Raw genomic sequence first — 15,567 nt, forward strand, 5'->3', positions numbered from 1 at the left:
CAAATTATACAGAAAAAAAATGACTTTAGTTAGTTATAACTTAACTAAAGTGCCTTTTAATGCCACGCCAGCAACAAATGTGCCCGCACCACATTGATATTCTGTTTGGCTAACAAACTCACGCTTCTTGTAATACGACTGAATATTTACAACTGCATTCATGCCTTCACGAACAGCCCGCTCTTGTAATGCTTTTAAAGCACTAAGCATTACCCACTCACACGCTTCTCGGTCAGTTTTATTAAATGCGTTGGTTTTCTTGTTGGTGATCACTTCACCATAATTGGTTTTAATGCTGTTATGACTTTGATCAGCAAAATACAGTGGAATATCTAACAGCGCTTGTTTCGCTTTGCTAGTTTCAAGTAGTGCTTGTACAGGTAGCGTTTGTATATCATCACGGGCAAAACTGTTTGTTGAACACAAACAAGCCGCTAAAACACATACAAGGGTCAATAACTTCATTTAAAAATTCCTTCTATAAAATTTCCATGCAACACCAAAACCAACCGAAACATTATAATCTTGCTTCACGAGTGGGCTTGCTTCTTGTTGACTGTTAGCAAGGTGATGATATTTAACAAAACCACCTAACCAATACTTTGGTGTGTCAAAATGTACCCCAATTGATACATCAGCGCCAGAAAAACCTGAACGACTTGAGTATGCTTGGCGAGTTTCATTGCTATGTAAGTCACTCACTCCATAGTAGTAATCAAGGTATTTATCGCTAGCAAAGTTGATATTGCCACGAAACGCTAATGAAAATTGTGAATCCGCCTTTTCGATGATCGGCACTCGATAATACACACTTGGCCCATAACGCCAGCCAATATCATCAATACCTGAGAAATCTGTCGCAATGGCTTTGCGTGCAAACAGGCTTAAATACAAATGCTGTTTAGCGTTTGGTTCACCTATTAGGTAGTAATTAAGTGAAGGCCCTAATTCAAACACCCAATCTAGATCATCCATACCTTCTCGGGCTTTGTTGTCCTCACTGTCTACTGCAAGACCTACGTTGGCAGATAAATCTAAATGGAGATTTTCTTGTTGCCACAAAAAGCCAGTGAAGTTATTACGGTCGATGGCCATTTTATCGCTTTGATAACGAAAATAAGGCACAGGCAATAGGTATTGCTCACTTTCATCTGAACCTAAATAATGGGGGATATCTGCATAAAAAAGGCCTGCACCGAACTCCATTTTTGCAGTGCCCTTTTCTACACTGTCTTCTGCAGCATAAGCATTAAAAGTTAGAATAAATAAAATACTTATGATGCAGCGCTTGATCATGCTTGCCACTTTTTAAAAATTAACGAGGTATTGATGCCACCAAACGCAAAGTTATTACTCATAATGTAATCTGTTTGCATTTCACGGCCATTGCCCTTGATATAATCTAAATCAGCACACTCAGGATCGACATCTGTTAAATTGATAGTAGGTGCAAACCAACCATCATTCATCATATTGATACTTGCCCATGCCTCAATGGCGCCACATGCTCCTAAGGTATGACCTAAATAACTCTTTAATGAGCTAATAGGTTTCTTACCAAGGGCATTGAAAGTCGCCAGAGACTCCGCAATGTCACCCCGATCTGTTGACGTACCATGAGCATTCACATAGCCAATTTGGTCGGCAGTAAGCTGTGCATCATTAAGTGCCATTTCGATAGCCACTTGCATAGTTTCTGCGGTAGGTTGCGTCACATGTTGACCATCTGAGTTGCAACCAAAACCGACGAGCTCCGCATAAATGGTCGCGCCACGGGCAAGGGCATGCTCATACTCTTCTAAAATGAGTGTGCCTGCACCTTCACCAATAACCAGACCATCACGATTTTGATCAAATGGTCGTGGCGTACTTTTCGCATCATCATTTTTTGTGCTGGTCGCATACAAGGTGTCAAATACCGCAGCTTCTGTGATGCATAACTCTTCTGCGCCACCAGCCACCATGGCTTTTTGGCGACCATACTTAATCGCTTCATAAGCATAACCAATACCTTGCGAGCCTGATGTGCACGCAGAGCTGGTAGTGATCACGCGGCCTTTTAAACCAAAAAAGACACCCACATTCACAGGCGCTGTATGCGCCATCATCTGGATGTAACTGGTGGCCGTTACGCCTGTCATTTCGCCTGTTTCCATCATTTTTGCAAAGGCAAGTAATGGTGGCGTTGACCCCGTAGATGAGCCAAAAGCAATGCCTGTAGAGCCGTCGGTTAGACTTGGGTGGTCTAATAGCCCGGCTTCTTCTAAAGCAAGCTCTGTAGTACGGGTCGACATCATAGCAACACGCCCCATTGAGCGAACTTGTTTACGCTTATAGTGGCTTGGTTTAGTAAAATGAGTAACAGGTGCTGCTAGTCGAGTGTTTAATTCAGGCGCCACATCCCAGTCAGTCATGTACTGAACGGCATTTTCACCTTTTTGCAAAGCGGTTTTAAATTCACCCCAGGTATCACCTAATGCAGTAATGGCAGACATGCCTGTAACAACAACGCGCTTCATTACACCATACCGCCATTCACAGAAATAACTTGGCGGGTGATATACGCGGCGTCATCTGAACATAAAAACGACACAGTACCCGCGACTTCACTAACTGACCCCATACGTTTTAATGGGATCATTTTTAGCATTTCATCAACCGGTAAATCGTCTGTCATTTCGGTTTCGATTAATCCTGGAGCTACGCAGTTAACGGTGATCTTACGTTTTGCAAGCTCAAGCGAAAGCGCTTTGGTCGCACCAATAATGCCCGCTTTAGCGGCACTGTAGTTAACTTGCCCGCGATTACCGGCAATCCCTGACACTGACGCCATAGTGACAATACGGCCACCTTTACGACCTTGCACCATTGGCATCACCGTTGGATGAACCACATTATAAAAACCGTCAAGGCCAGTACGGATCACTTTATCCCAATCATCACCTTGCATCGCTGGGAACGCCATATCATTCGTGATACCTGCATTACAGATCACCCCATAATACGCACCGTGCTCGGCAATATCAGCTTCAATTTGTTGTTTTGCAAGCTCTCTATCGCAAACATCAAATTGCAATAAGCTAGCATGACGACCAAGCGCACTGATTTCTTCACAGGTTTGCTCTGCTTCAGCCACACCACTGCGACAATGAACAGCAATATCAAAGCCATCGTTAGCTAATCTAAGTGCGATTGCTTTGCCAATACCACGGCTTGAGCCGGTGACTAAAATACGTTTTGTCATTGATTTTCTCTTATAAACTGCATTGGGTCTTGTGGTTGAAAAACATTAATTTTTGCTTCTGCTAAACATGTTTCATCGCTATGTATTTGACACTCAAATACACTTAACCCTGATTCTTCTTGATATAACTTTGTCACCGAGACTTTAAGCGTTTGCTCGTTTTTAAATACCGGTGCATAGGTTTTATATTTGCGCGTACCAATTAAAAAACCGATTTGTACTTCATTTCCTTTGTCTTTTGCCAACGCACCAGCATACGCTGCGATAGTTTGCGCCATATATTCACAGCCAATATAACTGGCAACGCCATTTAAGCTCTCGTCATAAAACGGGCTGTGTGAACTTATATCCACTTCACAACAACCTGACTCTTCGCTGTAATTGGATAGGCGATTGAGCAATATCATTGGTTCGCTATGAGGGACTACTTGCTCAATTTTATAGTGATTCATTTAGATGTCCTAGTACTACACTGACATTATTGCCACCAAAGGCAAACGAATTTGATAAACAAGTGTTAATTTCTGCCGTTTCTGGTTGTGTTATTAAACCAATTTCAGCCAATGATTCGTCTTTTATAACCTGATTGCATACTAATTGATTAAATTCTGGGTAAGCCAAATAGAGCCAACATAAGCCCGCTTCTAAGGCTCCTGCAGCGCCTAAGGTGTGGCCGGTCAAATGTTTAGAAGAACTGACCTTGGTATCTTTGCCAAATACCTCACTGATTGCCAGAGATTCCATCGCATCATTTTGCGGTGTGGCTGTTCCATGGGCATTAATGTAGTCGATATCTGAAGGCGTTAAATTCGCGTCTTGCAAAGCCGTTGTCATAGCAGCAATAGCGCCAGAACCGTCTGCAATCGGTGCTGAAATATGGTGGGCGTCGGAGCTTTCACCACCACCTAAAAAGGCAATACTTTGTTTTGTATGCTGCTCTTTACTCATAACAAATAACACTGCGGCTTCACCAATATTGATGCCTGCTCTGTCGCCACTAAACGGCTTACAAATTTCATCGCTGATAGACGATAACGAATCAAAGCCATTAATAGTGAGTTGGCACAAGCTATCTACCCCACCACAAATTACCACATCGGCTAAATCGGCATTGAGTATGGCGCGCGCACTAATAAGCGCCTTGGCACTTGAACTACACGCAGTTGAAATGCTGTAACTTGGCCCCTTCGCAGCGAGTTTTTTGGCAATATAATTGGCAGGTGCGACGAGCGCTTGGTCGTAATAATCAAATTCCTCTGGCCACTTTCCCTCAGCTGCATGGGCAATTCGGCCTCTTTCACCTTCTTGAATTGCAGCAGTACTGGTACCAATCACCACAGCAATACGGCTGCTCGGAATGTCTATGTTTGCTAATGTGTCAGCAAGTTGCGCCAGCGCTAAATCGATTAGCTGATAAAATCGCATTGATGCTGTTAATGGCAGTTCATTAACCAAACCCACAAAGGTTGGGCGCTGCTCAAATGCAAGCGACGTCACCTCTGTGAGTGTTTGTTTAGGTTGTAAGCTGATACTTTGCATTGTTTGTTGATGACCAACCCCCAATGCACTAACAATACCTAAGTCGTTAAGCCAAAATGGCATAATCAATTAACCCTTTGAAATTTAATTTTGTAATCCCGCTGAAAGTTTACAAGTTCTGTTGCACCGTCTAAATAGCGAATTTCACTAATTAACTGTTCACCTTGATATAAACGCCGTGTCGAGCCTTGTTCAACCAAGTTCAAACCATAAAGTTGCGAGTTCAGCACAGTAACCGGCCAGTGTACTAGCATGATATCAGCAAGAATATAGCGAGGATCAACCGCCTTGATAGGGAGCATTTTTTCGCTTTTAATCGGCCCTAGTGGCGCTTTTTCTAACTGAAAGATTGGCATACCTTGAGCCGTCATAACAGCCAAGTTAATACCCGTTTCACTGTTTAAACTCAGCTGCGCTAGTAATGTATGCTGCTCATCGCCATGGTGTACTTCAAGTACTTGCTGCCAATTATCGGCAACTAATGATGGCGGTGGATCAAGCAAATAAATCCCTGCATTTGGCGCTAAATCAACGCCCGTTTTTACTGCAAATTCACTGGCACAACTTGCCACTAATATGCTCAAAGATAAGAGCAAAGAGCGTGTTAGTCGCGACATAATTCAACCAACGTATTTAAGCGTTTGTTGCTTTGTTTTACAAATGGGTTTTGTAAATCCCATGCATAACCCGCAAGAATAGCACTGATCATCTCGCGCACTTGTTGGTTTTTCTCACTGTAAAAAATCACGTCCTGAAAGGAGCCATCATACCAAGCACTGACGTAGGTTCTAAAGCAATTAACCCCTTGTTGCAAAGGCTCACTGTAATCGTTTTTGAAATCAAGTTGCTCACCACGTAAGTAGCTATCAACTAAAGGAGCGACCAATGAGGCTGATTTTAATGCAATCGTCACTCCAGATGAAAATACCGGATCTAAAAACTCACCAGCATTACCAAGTAGTGCAAAATGCTCACCATACAAGCTCGACACATTAGCCGAATAGCCTTTGATAGCACGCGCTTCACCAATAGCTTCTCGATTGGCTAATAACTCACTTAAATAGCTATCTTGTTCAATAAATTCATTTAAACCAGCGAGTGGTTGTTTATCCTCAAGCTGCTCTGGTTTACCAACCACACCAATGCTTGCCGTACCATCACTAAATGGGATCAGCCAATACCAAATATCTTTATGCTCTGGGTGAACATTAATTAAGATTTTTTCACGGTCAAACTGGGTATCGCTAATATTATCTTTAAAATGGCTGAAAAAAGCCCAACGTACTGGGAAATTTGATGCTGACTCTAAATCAAGTAAGCGAGGTAATACCCTGCCAAAACCACTGGCATCAAGTACAAAACGCCCTTTAATTTGATAGCCTTGCTGGTTTTCATCCGTAACATCAAGTAAAGCGCCATCCTCACAATCGGTGAACGCTAACACGCTATGTTGGTAACGTATTTCAGCCCCTTGCTGCATGGCACCATCGGCTAAGCATTTATCAAAGTCAGCGCGTTTTACCTGAAAAGTCGTGCCAGGGCCTTCGCTAAATTTCTCGGTAAAATCGATTGTGGTGTGGTCGCCACGACGCTGAAACGCCGCACCATTTTTAAACTGAAACCCAAGTGGTTGTGCCTGTGCTTGCACCGCTTGCTCAAGGCCTGCTTCTGCTAAAAAGCTCATGCACTGGGGTAATAAACTTTCACCAATCGAAAAACGAGGAAAGATTTGCTGCTCTAACACCACCACATGCCAACCTTTTTTCACCAGTAAACTGGCAGCCACAGCACCCGAAGGGCCAGCACCAATAATAACAACATCAGCCTGTTGAACTTGATTATTCACCTATTATTTTTCCTTATTTTTAGGTAATGTAATACTGAGCGGCGCAAAGATATAGATACAAACTAGCCCCACTAATACCGTTAATCCGAAACTGAAAATGGCCGGTGTTATCGAAACGGCCAACATGCCAAATACCCACATCGATGATGCCGCTGACAAACTAATTGCGAGTACATTGCTCGAGCTTAAATTATTGACCTGATAAAACACCAAGTAATCGATTGCCAACGCTAATATCAATAAACAGCCTAACAAATTAAAAATCGATAGCTGAGATTGCAGCGCACTGCATAGTAGCAGTACAGCTGCGGTAGTTAGTACAAGTACTAACGTTTGTTTACACGCCGTTTTAAAACCAAATTTAACGCTAAAGAGTAATAACGCAAAGGTCATCGCAATGGCCAATGTCACCAGTAACGAATTTGAGTAATGACTTAAACCTTCGCTTATCATCGCGACTTTATCGTAAACAATTAAATCTGGGTAAGCGTTGGCTAAATCCATCAGCTCGGATTTATTTACACCGGTTACCATAAACCAGCTTGCGGTTAGTATATTGTTTGAGATCACTTGGTTAGCGATTAACGGCGCTAACGGTGAATTAAGTGCCCCGTTTAAATCAAGCATTGATGTTGAGAGCTCAACAGGCATCCCTGTCATTTGGCTAACTACACTCATAGCTTGCTGAGCTGAATGCAACTGCTCATAGTTTTGCTGTTGCAATTGTTTACTCGGCACTAAGTCACTAAGCATCAAGACACGGCCATTAAGGCCGAGAATAGTTGCTTTTAATGCTTCTTGTTGTACTAATAACTGCTGCGCATTATCGGCAAATAAAATCATGATTTGGCCATTATCTTTACCTAATAAAGACATATGCAGCGCTTCGTTTTGCATTAAATCAGCAGGACTTGCATTTAACAGCTTTACATCATCATTTATCACAGGGGGTTTTAGTAAAGCAAAGGCACTTAATAGCACTAACATCAGCATACTGAGTGCGACGCGGTAATGCGTTAAGCGTTTTAAATAACCACTTAACATGTTTGCAAACTGATGCGCAGCAGTGTTAATGGTTAAACCTGCTTGCCAATAAGGCAATAAAATACGGGTGCAAAGCCAAGCTGTAACTAGCCCTGCAACAACAAACACGCCAACTTGACTGAGTAACTGCACGGGTGAGAAAAACAAACTCGCGTAACCGAGTGTGGTGGTTAGTAACGATAACAACAGTGCCAGCTTAAGCCCTTGACTAAAACCTTGCGGCTGCTCGGTTAAATCAAGCATGCCATGAAATGCATAATCAATGGCAATACCAATCAGTGTCACGGCAAACACCATGGTTAATACATGCACCTGACTAAAAATACTGATCAGCGCAATGGTGCCGCCAATAGCAGCGCTTATCACGGTTACAGAGGCCAGCCACAATGCATTTATCGAGCGAAACACCCACACCACCATCACAATAAGCGCCAGCAAGCTCACCGAACCAAACAAGGTCATTTCAAATTTGGCTTGCTGCGCATTTGCTGCGGTGTGAAATAAAGCACCGGCATAGCGAATTTGTGTATCGGGATAGCGGCTTTCAAGCTCAGCGATATAGGCAACTATCCCATTGCTCAAAGCTATTGATTGATTTATTGAAAAGGCATTATCAGCACTTTGCACGAATAACATTAAATACTCATCACCTTGATAGTTAATGTTAATTCGGCCATCTTGCAGCTCAAATTGCTGCATGCGTGCCATAGCCTCAGATAAGAACCCCGCTGTGGCAAGTGTAGGGTCTTGGTTGATAGTACTTGAAACAAAAGGATCAGCGACTTTACTCAATTGGCTAAAGTAATACTGTTGAAAGCGATTAGCATCGCCAATCGCTTGCTTATATTCCTCGGAAACTAAATGCCCTGCGTACTTACCGTAAAATGCTGCCAACTGGGATATTTCGGGTAACTTAAAACGAGGCTCAATGTGTTTACTCGCCAGCCACTGATGTAAATCATCATAAGCTTTTACTGCATTCTCACCCCGAAAAGAAAAGCTCAACTGCTGTTTATTAGCCGCAAAAAAGTGTTCTTCGACTTGCTGTAAACGCGGTTCTGACTTTGGTAACAAAGCCAAAATATCATTATTCAACGTAGGCTGTTTTAGAATAAAAACAACCACTAAGGCGCTAACTAATAGGCTCAGCCAAGCGAGCGTTAGGCCCCATGCTTTCACTGTTTTTGCTCATTGTGAGGATACGCAAAGCGTAATACCGTAAAGTTACCATTTGCTTCTTGCAGACGCACACGGCTCACTTGCTCTGCTGCTACACATAATTCGAACTGACTAAATAGCTGTTTTAGCAAGTCATCTTTAGGCAATAAAGTCTGACAACCGGACTCTGCATGCTCTGCCATCGTAAATTGCTCAGCAAGTGCCACTTCATCATGCTTTAAAATTGCTTGCAGTAAATTAACGTAAGGCTCCGCGCCTTTTTGTAGCTGCGGCTCATTTTGGTCATTCAGGGTATATACTTGCCCTTGCTTGATTAATAGCGTGCTTTTAACCGGAGATTCAACCTGCCAAGTGAGGCCATCTTCAGTAAGTTCAAACGAACCTGTTGAAATAAAAGGTTTACTAAATCCTTTAAAATGCTTCTCTTGGCTAAATGTGCCTTGCTCTGTCACCGCGCTTGATGCAAACACAGGGAAAAGAACTAGCACACTCAGTAACAACACGCTTAATCGCATTAAATCACCTTTTGAAGTTTTTCATGTAGTACAGGCGGCGAAACAAACTGCATTTCTTTTTTCTGTATATCAACCGCAACTTGGATAGTCGTTGCTTTGGTTAACTTTTTACCTGTAGCACAATCAGTGATTACGTAATCAATACGTAATCGTGTTTCATATTCTTTTAAGTAGGCATCAACTCGGATTTTTTGTGTAAATAATGCTGAGCCGACGTACTTAATATGCATGTCAATAATCGGCCACGCATAGCCAGACTCTTGCATTTGCACATAATCATAATCAAACAAACGCAGTAATTCGCAGCGCGCGACTTCTAAATAGCGCGGGTAATTACCATGCCATACCACATTCATTGGATCGCAATCATGAAAAGGAATTTCAATCTCAACATGAGTGCTCAGCAACGAGCCACGACTATGCATATAAACTCCAACGTTTTGTTTGAATAGCGTCAACCGTAAAGCGAAGAACAGCCTCTAGAGGACGGTCTTCATCAAGCAGCGGAAAAAACTCGCTAATGTCTTGATACATACTTTGTACATCACTAGTTAAACTAGCAAATTCAAGCTCACCGCTATTAATACGTAAACGCAAACCTTGAATACTCGCAAGCAAGGTACTTGCAACCACTTGCTCAGTTAGCTGCAGTATACGCAAACAATCTCGTGCAGCGATGGTTCCCATGCTCACTTTATCTTGGTTGTGACACTCGGTTGAACGAGAAAACACACTTGCAGGCATGGTCAGTTTTAATGCTTCAGCCGTGTATGCACTGGCACCAATTTGTACCGCTTTAAAACCATGGTTAATGTAACGACGTTCATCATTACTCGCCGATAAATTAGAAGGCAAACCATTGTTATAGCGCGTATCAACTAAGGATGCGATTTGTCTGTCTGCTAAGTCAGCTAAATTAGCAACAGCGGTTTTCATGCTATCCATTACCATTGCAATATGACCGCCATAGAAGTGACCACCATGCAGTACGTGCTCACCTTCACCATCGATGATTGGATTATCATTTGCCGAATTTAGTTCATTTTCAATCATTTGCCTAAACCACGGCAAACTATCTTGAAGCACACCAATAACATGTGGAGCACAGCGAATTGAATACCTATCTTGTAAGCGGTCAGCATTACGCGGGTGTTCTACATGGTTTAAATCTCCACGGATCCATGCAGCTACTTGCTGCTGCCCTGGATGTGGCTTCACTGAAAACAAAATATCATCAAAGTGATGACTGTTACCTTTTAATGCAAGACTTGCAAGGGCTGTTATGCGGCTAGTCAGTTTAGCTAGGTAATCAGCTCTATCATAAGCAAGGCATGCCAAAGCTGTCATCACAGCAGTGCCATTCATGACTGCCAGCCCTTCTTTTGGGCGTAGCTTTAATGGCTGTAAGCCAAGTTCTTGCATCACCTCTAGACTGTTTTTAATTTCGCCTTTGTAATACACATCACGCTCGCCAACCATAGCACCAGCTACATATGAAAGTGGCGTTAAATCACCACTGGCTCCTACAGACCCTTCTTGTGGGATCACCGGTACGATATTGTGATTTAAAAAGTCACGTAATAAATTCAACATCTCCCAGCTAACGCCAGAATAACCTTGTGAAAGCGAAGTTAAACGAGTCGCTAAAATAGCGCGCCCTTGGGCTTGATTAAACACATCGCCAAGGCCACAACCATGAAAACGAGTAAGATGCAGTGGTAACTCATTGACTAAATCAAGTGGCACTTTTACGGTTACTGAGTCGCCATAACCTGTGGTAACACCATATATCACGCCATCGTCTTCAAGCAACTTATCTAAAAAGGCCACGGCGCTGTCTATTTTATTAGCAAATTGACGGTCTGATGTTAACGCAACAGCACCTTGCTCTAATGCAATATGAACAATATCTTCGATTGATAAACGCTGTTGGCCAAAAACGGTAGTCGAGTGCTCTGACACCTTAGTTCTCCTTGTTTTGACTACGAGACACTTGCTCGTCATTTTGCCAAAAATCATAAAAATTAAACCATTGATACGGATAGGCCGCAGCATAAAAACTGAGCCTTTGCGCATAATCGCTAACAATTTGTTGTAATGTTTGTTGCCTCGTTTTACGCGGTAAAACGAGCTTGTCGGCGTATTTTTCAAAAATCACGCGGTAAAATGTTTCGCCATTGGGCTTTTTATCTTTTAAACAAAACAGATGAAACACCGGGCAATCTAACAGCGCAGCTAAAATGAATGGCCCTTGTGAAAAAGGGGCTGGCTTACCTAAAAAGTCAGCTTCGATAACTCTTCCTGCGGTGGTGGTACTGGTTCTATCACCGACAATCACCACAATTTCACCCTGCTCGACTTTTTCTTTGAGCATAATTGCCATATCAGGGCCAAGATCTGTTACTTGAATGAGGTTTACCGCAACATCCGGATTAATACTTTTTAGTAATTTATTAAACTCAACGGCATGATGAGTAAACACCAACACATTAATTGTTTTACTGTTTCGATGTTGGCTAAGAGCTCTACATACCTCTAAGTTACCAAGGTGTGAGCCGATAAAAATAGCCCCTTGCTGTTGCTCATCGAGTTGTTTAAACAACGCTTCGTTGGTGTAAAGAATATTATGTTGCTGAATTCGTCCAAGCCAGGCATCTATTTTGTCAAAGGCGCTGTCAGCAAAGCAGCGAAAATGACGAAAGCTATCGCGCCAAGTAACCGCTTTGCTATTGCCATTCACTTTACGCGCTTGGGTTAAGAATGCATGTGACGCTTGGCGGGCAGTTTTGCCTGTTAAAAACAAATAAAACACCACCGGAAACAACACCAACCACAAGCCTTTTCGACCAAATACGCGATAGCACACGAGCAATATTTGCATGCCTAAGCGATTGCCACGTTCTTGCATTTTTGACCAATGTTTTACAGCCATTAGCCTGCCACCTTACGCCAAAGCAGCTTAGGTGAGCGTAGCAACATGCCAAAGAATAGACGCGTATGCAGCCACGAAATTCCCACGTTATCGTGTAAGGCTCGAAAATGAGATACGCCATTTTCAGGGTAAATGACCTGGGTTGGCAAAAACGTGACCTTAACACCTTGCCAATAAAGCCTGACTAAAATTTCAATATCAAAGTCCATGCGCTTGCCAAGCGTTTGCTTAGCCATTAATTGCTCAACGGCTGCTAAGGGATAAACCCGAAAACCACACATTGAATCAACAATATCAAAGCTAAGCGTTTCAACCCAAACCCAAAAATGGGTGATGTAACGACTTAAATAACGGTGCTTAGGCACGGAGCTATCATAAATAGGACAACCACTGATCACCTTGTTAGGTGATGCATTACTTAGTTCAATCAACTTACTAATATCTGCTAACGAATGCTGGCCGTCAGCATCAACCTGAATGGCATGGCTAAACCCTTGCTGGTAGGCAGCCATCAAGCCAGTTTGAACTGCGCCACCCTTACCTTGATTTTCAGCATGGCTTATCAAGGTTAAAAAGTCGTACTGTGCGTTAAGCTTTGCAAATACTTGCTTGGCATCAGCGTCACTGCCATCATCAACCATGATTATCGGCAGCTTTAACTCTTTTAGCTCATCGAGTACAGCCGCGATAGCATGGGTGTGATTGTAATTAGGAATAACAATACAAAACTGGTTCATGGCTTAATCACAAAATACAATTCGACCAGACGCATGCTGGCCTTTTTCTGATTGATAGCTAAACAAACATTTGCCTTTAGCATTGCGCTCAAGGGTTAGGTTTACCGTCATATCAGGGGTTGTTACTACCTGAAACTTTAACACTTCTAAATCTTGTACTAGTTTGCCAAAACCCAAATATTGCTGAGCATATTTTACTGCCCAATCCAGCTGTACTACGCCTGCTAAAATTGGTGCATCAGGAAAGTGGCCGCGAAAATAATCTAAATCAGCCGCAATGGTTAACGCTAAACTCACGCTAGTTTCTGTTTGTGATAAAACGGCCACCTCTGGGGTCACGTTATTCAGGCTTGGCAAAATACTGCTCCAATGTTTTTAAACTTAATTTAGCTTGGCTGTTAAAAGGAAGTGCATCGATGTAGCGCCATTTACGTGGTAAGCAAATACGTTCAAAGCGGTTTGAGAGGTGTGCTTGTAAAGCGCGGTTAATTGCCAATTTACCCTGTTGTTCAAGCTCTTTATTTGACTCATCACTGAGTACAACCACCGCACCAATTTGCACGCGCTTAGCTGGAATAACCACCACTTTTGCTTCTTTTACCCAGTCATGGCTTTGCAGATAATTCTCAAGCTCATCAAGGTTTAAACGTTTTTCTTCAATTTTTATCGTTCTGTCTATACGGCCCAACAGTTTAAATTGACCATTTTTATGAATAAGCGCTCTATCATCTAACGGGAAACTCGATTGCTCTAAAATCGCAGAATCTAGCATCAAGCGCCCTTCATGATTCAACGATAAATAATTACCATTAAATGGCTGCCATGGTACATCAACCGCCGCCTGTGTAACTTGTCGATAAGCAATACCGCCGGTTTCGGTACTACCAAATACTTGGGTAGCTGGGCGAGCTAACTGGTTAAATAAAGTTTCGGCATGTTCATTGTTGAGTGGTCCGCCAGAGGAAAATAACCACTTAATTTTGTCGCGTTCAGGAATTAACACATTATCAGCACATAAACGACCAAGTTGCGCAGGGCTTGAAACGAGCGCTGCATAACGAATATTTTTTAGTCTTTGCGCAATATGTTCAGGATACTGAATTTGTTCACTATCAATTATATGGCCTTTCGCCAACGGCCAAAGTAAACGAAATAATAAGCCGTAAATATGCTGATGCGAAACAGTTGCTAAAAACGTAAATTGGCTGGGTAAGTCAAATGACATTGAAAGTACTGCAAGCTCTCGATTTAATACCCGCCACGGTTTCACTATCGGTTTAGATTGTCCTGATGAGCCTGAAGTATAAAATATAACCGCTGTGTTTGTTGGCCATTGTAAACGGTTAGTTTGCAAAGGCGTGTGACCAAGACTTTGCTCAAGGTTAGTAAAAAGCACATCATCATTGATATTGGTCGCATCGCCGGCAAAAAAAGCAGACTGAGCAAGCAATAAGCTTAATGTTTCATGCTGACCATTAGGTGGCAAAATAACATTATAACCACTACACGCTAAGGCAAATAAGCGCACTGCAAATTGGTAGGTATCAGGATGGAATAACACCACATGGCTGCCAGCTTTAAGCGCTGTGAGCTTACTTTGATAAGCCGCTATATCAGCAAAAAACTGTGTTTGTGTTATTGGCTGCCCTGCAACAACAAATGCAGCGTCTGGGTGAAATTTCAGGTTACTCGCTACCATTACTTTTAACCTTTTGTCTTACAAGCCATTCCACAAGGCCTAAGAGAGCTATCAAAATATAGGCTATTAATCCGTTGTACAGAGTCCATGTCTGTAACGAAGTAAATAGGCTAGTGTATAACGCAATACTGCCATTAATAATAAAAAACGCGCACCATACTTTAGTAACTTGGCGCGTGTAATTAACCCCTTTTTCATCAAGATCAGGCTCTTTAATTCGAGCAAAACTTTCAATGACTGTTGGGCCACTTTTCAGCGAATAAGCAAAGGTTATTGCCATTACTGTATTTATAATGACTGGGTAAAGCTTTAAGCCCAGATCACTGTTAAAAAACTGTGTTGTTGCTAAAGCGATAATAGCCAAAATAGAGGCTGGCTTTATCCATGGCATAGATGTCAGTAACTTCTTGCTAAGTAAAAGCCTTAAACCTAACAATACCATCAATACCAAGCTCACTTGCCTTAATGAAATATGCTGTAATCCAAAATACACAATAAATGGGTATAAAGATAAGCATATTAAGAGTAGTGTTGTGGTTATCGCTTTGAGCATAGTAATGTTTATGAAACGAGCTTTTCTACTTCGTTTACAACATCTTGCACAGTACGCACTTGCTTAAATGCATCTGGCTCAATTTTCTTACCAGTGATTTCGCGTAGTTTTACAACTAAATCAACAGCATCAATGCTATCAAGATCTAGGTCTTGATACAGGTGCGCATCTAGGCTGATATCATCAGCATCGATCTCAAATTCATCTACTAAAATGCCCTGTAAAACGTTGTAAATGTCAGCAGCGGTTTTCATGCTTATTCCTACTTCTAAGTCTGTA

Annotated in this window: 18 protein-coding genes; all 18 read right to left on the reverse strand. The window is 42.2% G+C overall.

Translation table 11 applies throughout. From position 1 onward, the window contains the following. Positions 1 to 33: 33 nt before the first annotated feature. The 18 genes from EXT43_RS18415 to EXT43_RS18500 are packed head-to-tail and all read right to left on the reverse strand — an operon-like array spanning position 34 to position 15,542. Positions 34 to 465 carry an excinuclease ABC subunit A gene (locus EXT43_RS18415; protein ID WP_130167639.1) on the reverse strand — a complete coding sequence of 144 codons (432 nt, stop codon included), beginning with the start codon at positions 463 to 465 and terminating at the stop codon, positions 34 to 36. Further along, on the reverse strand, positions 466 to 1,296 hold the full coding sequence (locus EXT43_RS18420; RefSeq protein ID WP_130167640.1) for a MipA/OmpV family protein: 831 nt from the start codon (positions 1,294 to 1,296) through the stop codon (positions 466 to 468). Further along, a complete protein-coding gene (locus tag EXT43_RS18425) occupies positions 1,293 to 2,519 on the reverse strand; it encodes a beta-ketoacyl-ACP synthase (protein WP_130167641.1) in 1,227 nt (408 codons plus the stop codon). Before EXT43_RS18425 ends, EXT43_RS18420 begins: the two co-directional genes overlap by 4 nt. Next, positions 2,519 to 3,244 (reverse strand): 3-oxoacyl-ACP reductase FabG, encoded by a 726-nt coding sequence (gene fabG / locus EXT43_RS18430; protein WP_054562409.1) that lies wholly within the window; start codon positions 3,242 to 3,244, stop codon positions 2,519 to 2,521. The genes EXT43_RS18425 and fabG overlap by 1 nt, the downstream gene beginning before the upstream one ends. Further along, a complete protein-coding gene (locus tag EXT43_RS18435) occupies positions 3,241 to 3,696 on the reverse strand; it encodes a hotdog family protein (protein ID WP_062565713.1) in 456 nt (151 codons plus the stop codon). Before EXT43_RS18435 ends, fabG begins: the two co-directional genes overlap by 4 nt. Next, the gene (locus EXT43_RS18440) at positions 3,683 to 4,846 is read right to left on the reverse strand and encodes a beta-ketoacyl-ACP synthase (protein WP_130167642.1); all 1,164 of its coding nucleotides are present in this window, start codon (positions 4,844 to 4,846) and stop codon (positions 3,683 to 3,685) included. Before EXT43_RS18440 ends, EXT43_RS18435 begins: the two co-directional genes overlap by 14 nt. A gap of 2 nt (positions 4,847 to 4,848) precedes the next feature. Continuing rightward, positions 4,849 to 5,400: a DUF3261 domain-containing protein gene (locus EXT43_RS18445; protein WP_130167643.1), complete on the reverse strand. Its 552-nt coding sequence runs from the start codon at positions 5,398 to 5,400 to the stop codon at positions 4,849 to 4,851. Continuing rightward, the gene (locus tag EXT43_RS18450) at positions 5,388 to 6,629 is read right to left on the reverse strand and encodes an NAD(P)/FAD-dependent oxidoreductase (protein ID WP_130167644.1); all 1,242 of its coding nucleotides are present in this window, start codon (positions 6,627 to 6,629) and stop codon (positions 5,388 to 5,390) included. The genes EXT43_RS18445 and EXT43_RS18450 overlap by 13 nt, the downstream gene beginning before the upstream one ends. A 3-nt stretch (positions 6,630 to 6,632) precedes the next feature. Then, a complete protein-coding gene (locus EXT43_RS18455) occupies positions 6,633 to 8,852 on the reverse strand; it encodes a transporter (RefSeq protein WP_130167645.1) in 2,220 nt (739 codons plus the stop codon). Then, positions 8,849 to 9,367, reverse strand: coding sequence for an outer membrane lipoprotein carrier protein LolA (locus EXT43_RS18460; protein ID WP_130167646.1), 519 nt, complete (start codon positions 9,365 to 9,367; stop codon positions 8,849 to 8,851). The genes EXT43_RS18455 and EXT43_RS18460 overlap by 4 nt, the downstream gene beginning before the upstream one ends. Next, on the reverse strand, positions 9,367 to 9,792 hold the full coding sequence (locus EXT43_RS18465; RefSeq protein ID WP_130167647.1) for an acyl-CoA thioesterase: 426 nt from the start codon (positions 9,790 to 9,792) through the stop codon (positions 9,367 to 9,369). Before EXT43_RS18465 ends, EXT43_RS18460 begins: the two co-directional genes overlap by 1 nt. Continuing rightward, positions 9,785 to 11,329, reverse strand: a complete 1,545-nt coding sequence (locus tag EXT43_RS18470; protein ID WP_171037138.1) for an aromatic amino acid ammonia-lyase — start codon at positions 11,327 to 11,329, stop codon at positions 9,785 to 9,787. The genes EXT43_RS18465 and EXT43_RS18470 overlap by 8 nt, the downstream gene beginning before the upstream one ends. Before the next feature lies 1 nt (position 11,330). Beyond that, positions 11,331 to 12,299: an acyltransferase gene (locus EXT43_RS18475; protein WP_063527228.1), complete on the reverse strand. Its 969-nt coding sequence runs from the start codon at positions 12,297 to 12,299 to the stop codon at positions 11,331 to 11,333. Then, a complete protein-coding gene (locus EXT43_RS18480) occupies positions 12,299 to 13,036 on the reverse strand; it encodes a glycosyltransferase family 2 protein (protein WP_130167649.1) in 738 nt (245 codons plus the stop codon). Before EXT43_RS18480 ends, EXT43_RS18475 begins: the two co-directional genes overlap by 1 nt. Before the next feature lie 3 nt (positions 13,037 to 13,039). Then, positions 13,040 to 13,393, reverse strand: coding sequence for a thioester dehydrase (locus tag EXT43_RS18485; protein ID WP_054562418.1), 354 nt, complete (start codon positions 13,391 to 13,393; stop codon positions 13,040 to 13,042). Next, complete coding sequence (locus tag EXT43_RS18490; protein WP_130167650.1) at positions 13,377 to 14,735, reverse strand: class I adenylate-forming enzyme family protein; 1,359 nt, start codon at positions 14,733 to 14,735, stop codon at positions 13,377 to 13,379. Before EXT43_RS18490 ends, EXT43_RS18485 begins: the two co-directional genes overlap by 17 nt. Further along, on the reverse strand, positions 14,722 to 15,288 hold the full coding sequence (locus EXT43_RS18495; RefSeq protein WP_130167651.1) for a hypothetical protein: 567 nt from the start codon (positions 15,286 to 15,288) through the stop codon (positions 14,722 to 14,724). Before EXT43_RS18495 ends, EXT43_RS18490 begins: the two co-directional genes overlap by 14 nt. Before the next feature lie 8 nt (positions 15,289 to 15,296). Beyond that, entirely contained in the window at positions 15,297 to 15,542 is a 246-nt protein-coding gene (locus EXT43_RS18500) for an acyl carrier protein (RefSeq protein ID WP_054554554.1), read from the reverse strand. Between the last annotated feature and the right edge of the window lie 25 nt (positions 15,543 to 15,567).

Origin of the sequence: Pseudoalteromonas sp. CO109Y (genome assembly GCF_004208935.1) — a bacterium.
In the GTDB taxonomy this organism is placed as follows: Bacteria; Pseudomonadota; Gammaproteobacteria; order Enterobacterales; family Alteromonadaceae; genus Pseudoalteromonas; species Pseudoalteromonas shioyasakiensis.

Excerpts from the sequence above, each read along its gene's own strand:
- EXT43_RS18440 (WP_130167642.1), bottom strand. The coding sequence starts at position 4,846 with ATGCCATTTTGGCTTAACGACTTAGGTATTGTTAGTGCATTGGGGGTT.
- EXT43_RS18495 (WP_130167651.1), bottom strand. The coding sequence starts at position 15,288 with ATGCTCAAAGCGATAACCACAACACTACTCTTAATATGCTTATCTTTA.
- EXT43_RS18460 (WP_130167646.1), bottom strand. The coding sequence starts at position 9,367 with ATGCGATTAAGCGTGTTGTTACTGAGTGTGCTAGTTCTTTTCCCTGTG.
- EXT43_RS18420 (WP_130167640.1), bottom strand. The coding sequence starts at position 1,296 with ATGATCAAGCGCTGCATCATAAGTATTTTATTTATTCTAACTTTTAAT.
- EXT43_RS18490 (WP_130167650.1), bottom strand. The coding sequence starts at position 14,735 with ATGGTAGCGAGTAACCTGAAATTTCACCCAGACGCTGCATTTGTTGTT.
- EXT43_RS18500 (WP_054554554.1), bottom strand. The coding sequence starts at position 15,542 with ATGAAAACCGCTGCTGACATTTACAACGTTTTACAGGGCATTTTAGTA.
- EXT43_RS18475 (WP_063527228.1), bottom strand. The coding sequence starts at position 12,299 with ATGGCTGTAAAACATTGGTCAAAAATGCAAGAACGTGGCAATCGCTTA.
- EXT43_RS18480 (WP_130167649.1), bottom strand. The coding sequence starts at position 13,036 with ATGAACCAGTTTTGTATTGTTATTCCTAATTACAATCACACCCATGCT.
- EXT43_RS18415 (WP_130167639.1), bottom strand. The coding sequence starts at position 465 with ATGAAGTTATTGACCCTTGTATGTGTTTTAGCGGCTTGTTTGTGTTCA.
- EXT43_RS18445 (WP_130167643.1), bottom strand. The coding sequence starts at position 5,400 with ATGTCGCGACTAACACGCTCTTTGCTCTTATCTTTGAGCATATTAGTG.
- EXT43_RS18425 (WP_130167641.1), bottom strand. The coding sequence starts at position 2,519 with ATGAAGCGCGTTGTTGTTACAGGCATGTCTGCCATTACTGCATTAGGT.
- EXT43_RS18435 (WP_062565713.1), bottom strand. The coding sequence starts at position 3,696 with ATGAATCACTATAAAATTGAGCAAGTAGTCCCTCATAGCGAACCAATG.
- EXT43_RS18465 (WP_130167647.1), bottom strand. The coding sequence starts at position 9,792 with ATGCATAGTCGTGGCTCGTTGCTGAGCACTCATGTTGAGATTGAAATT.
- fabG (WP_054562409.1), bottom strand. The coding sequence starts at position 3,244 with ATGACAAAACGTATTTTAGTCACCGGCTCAAGCCGTGGTATTGGCAAA.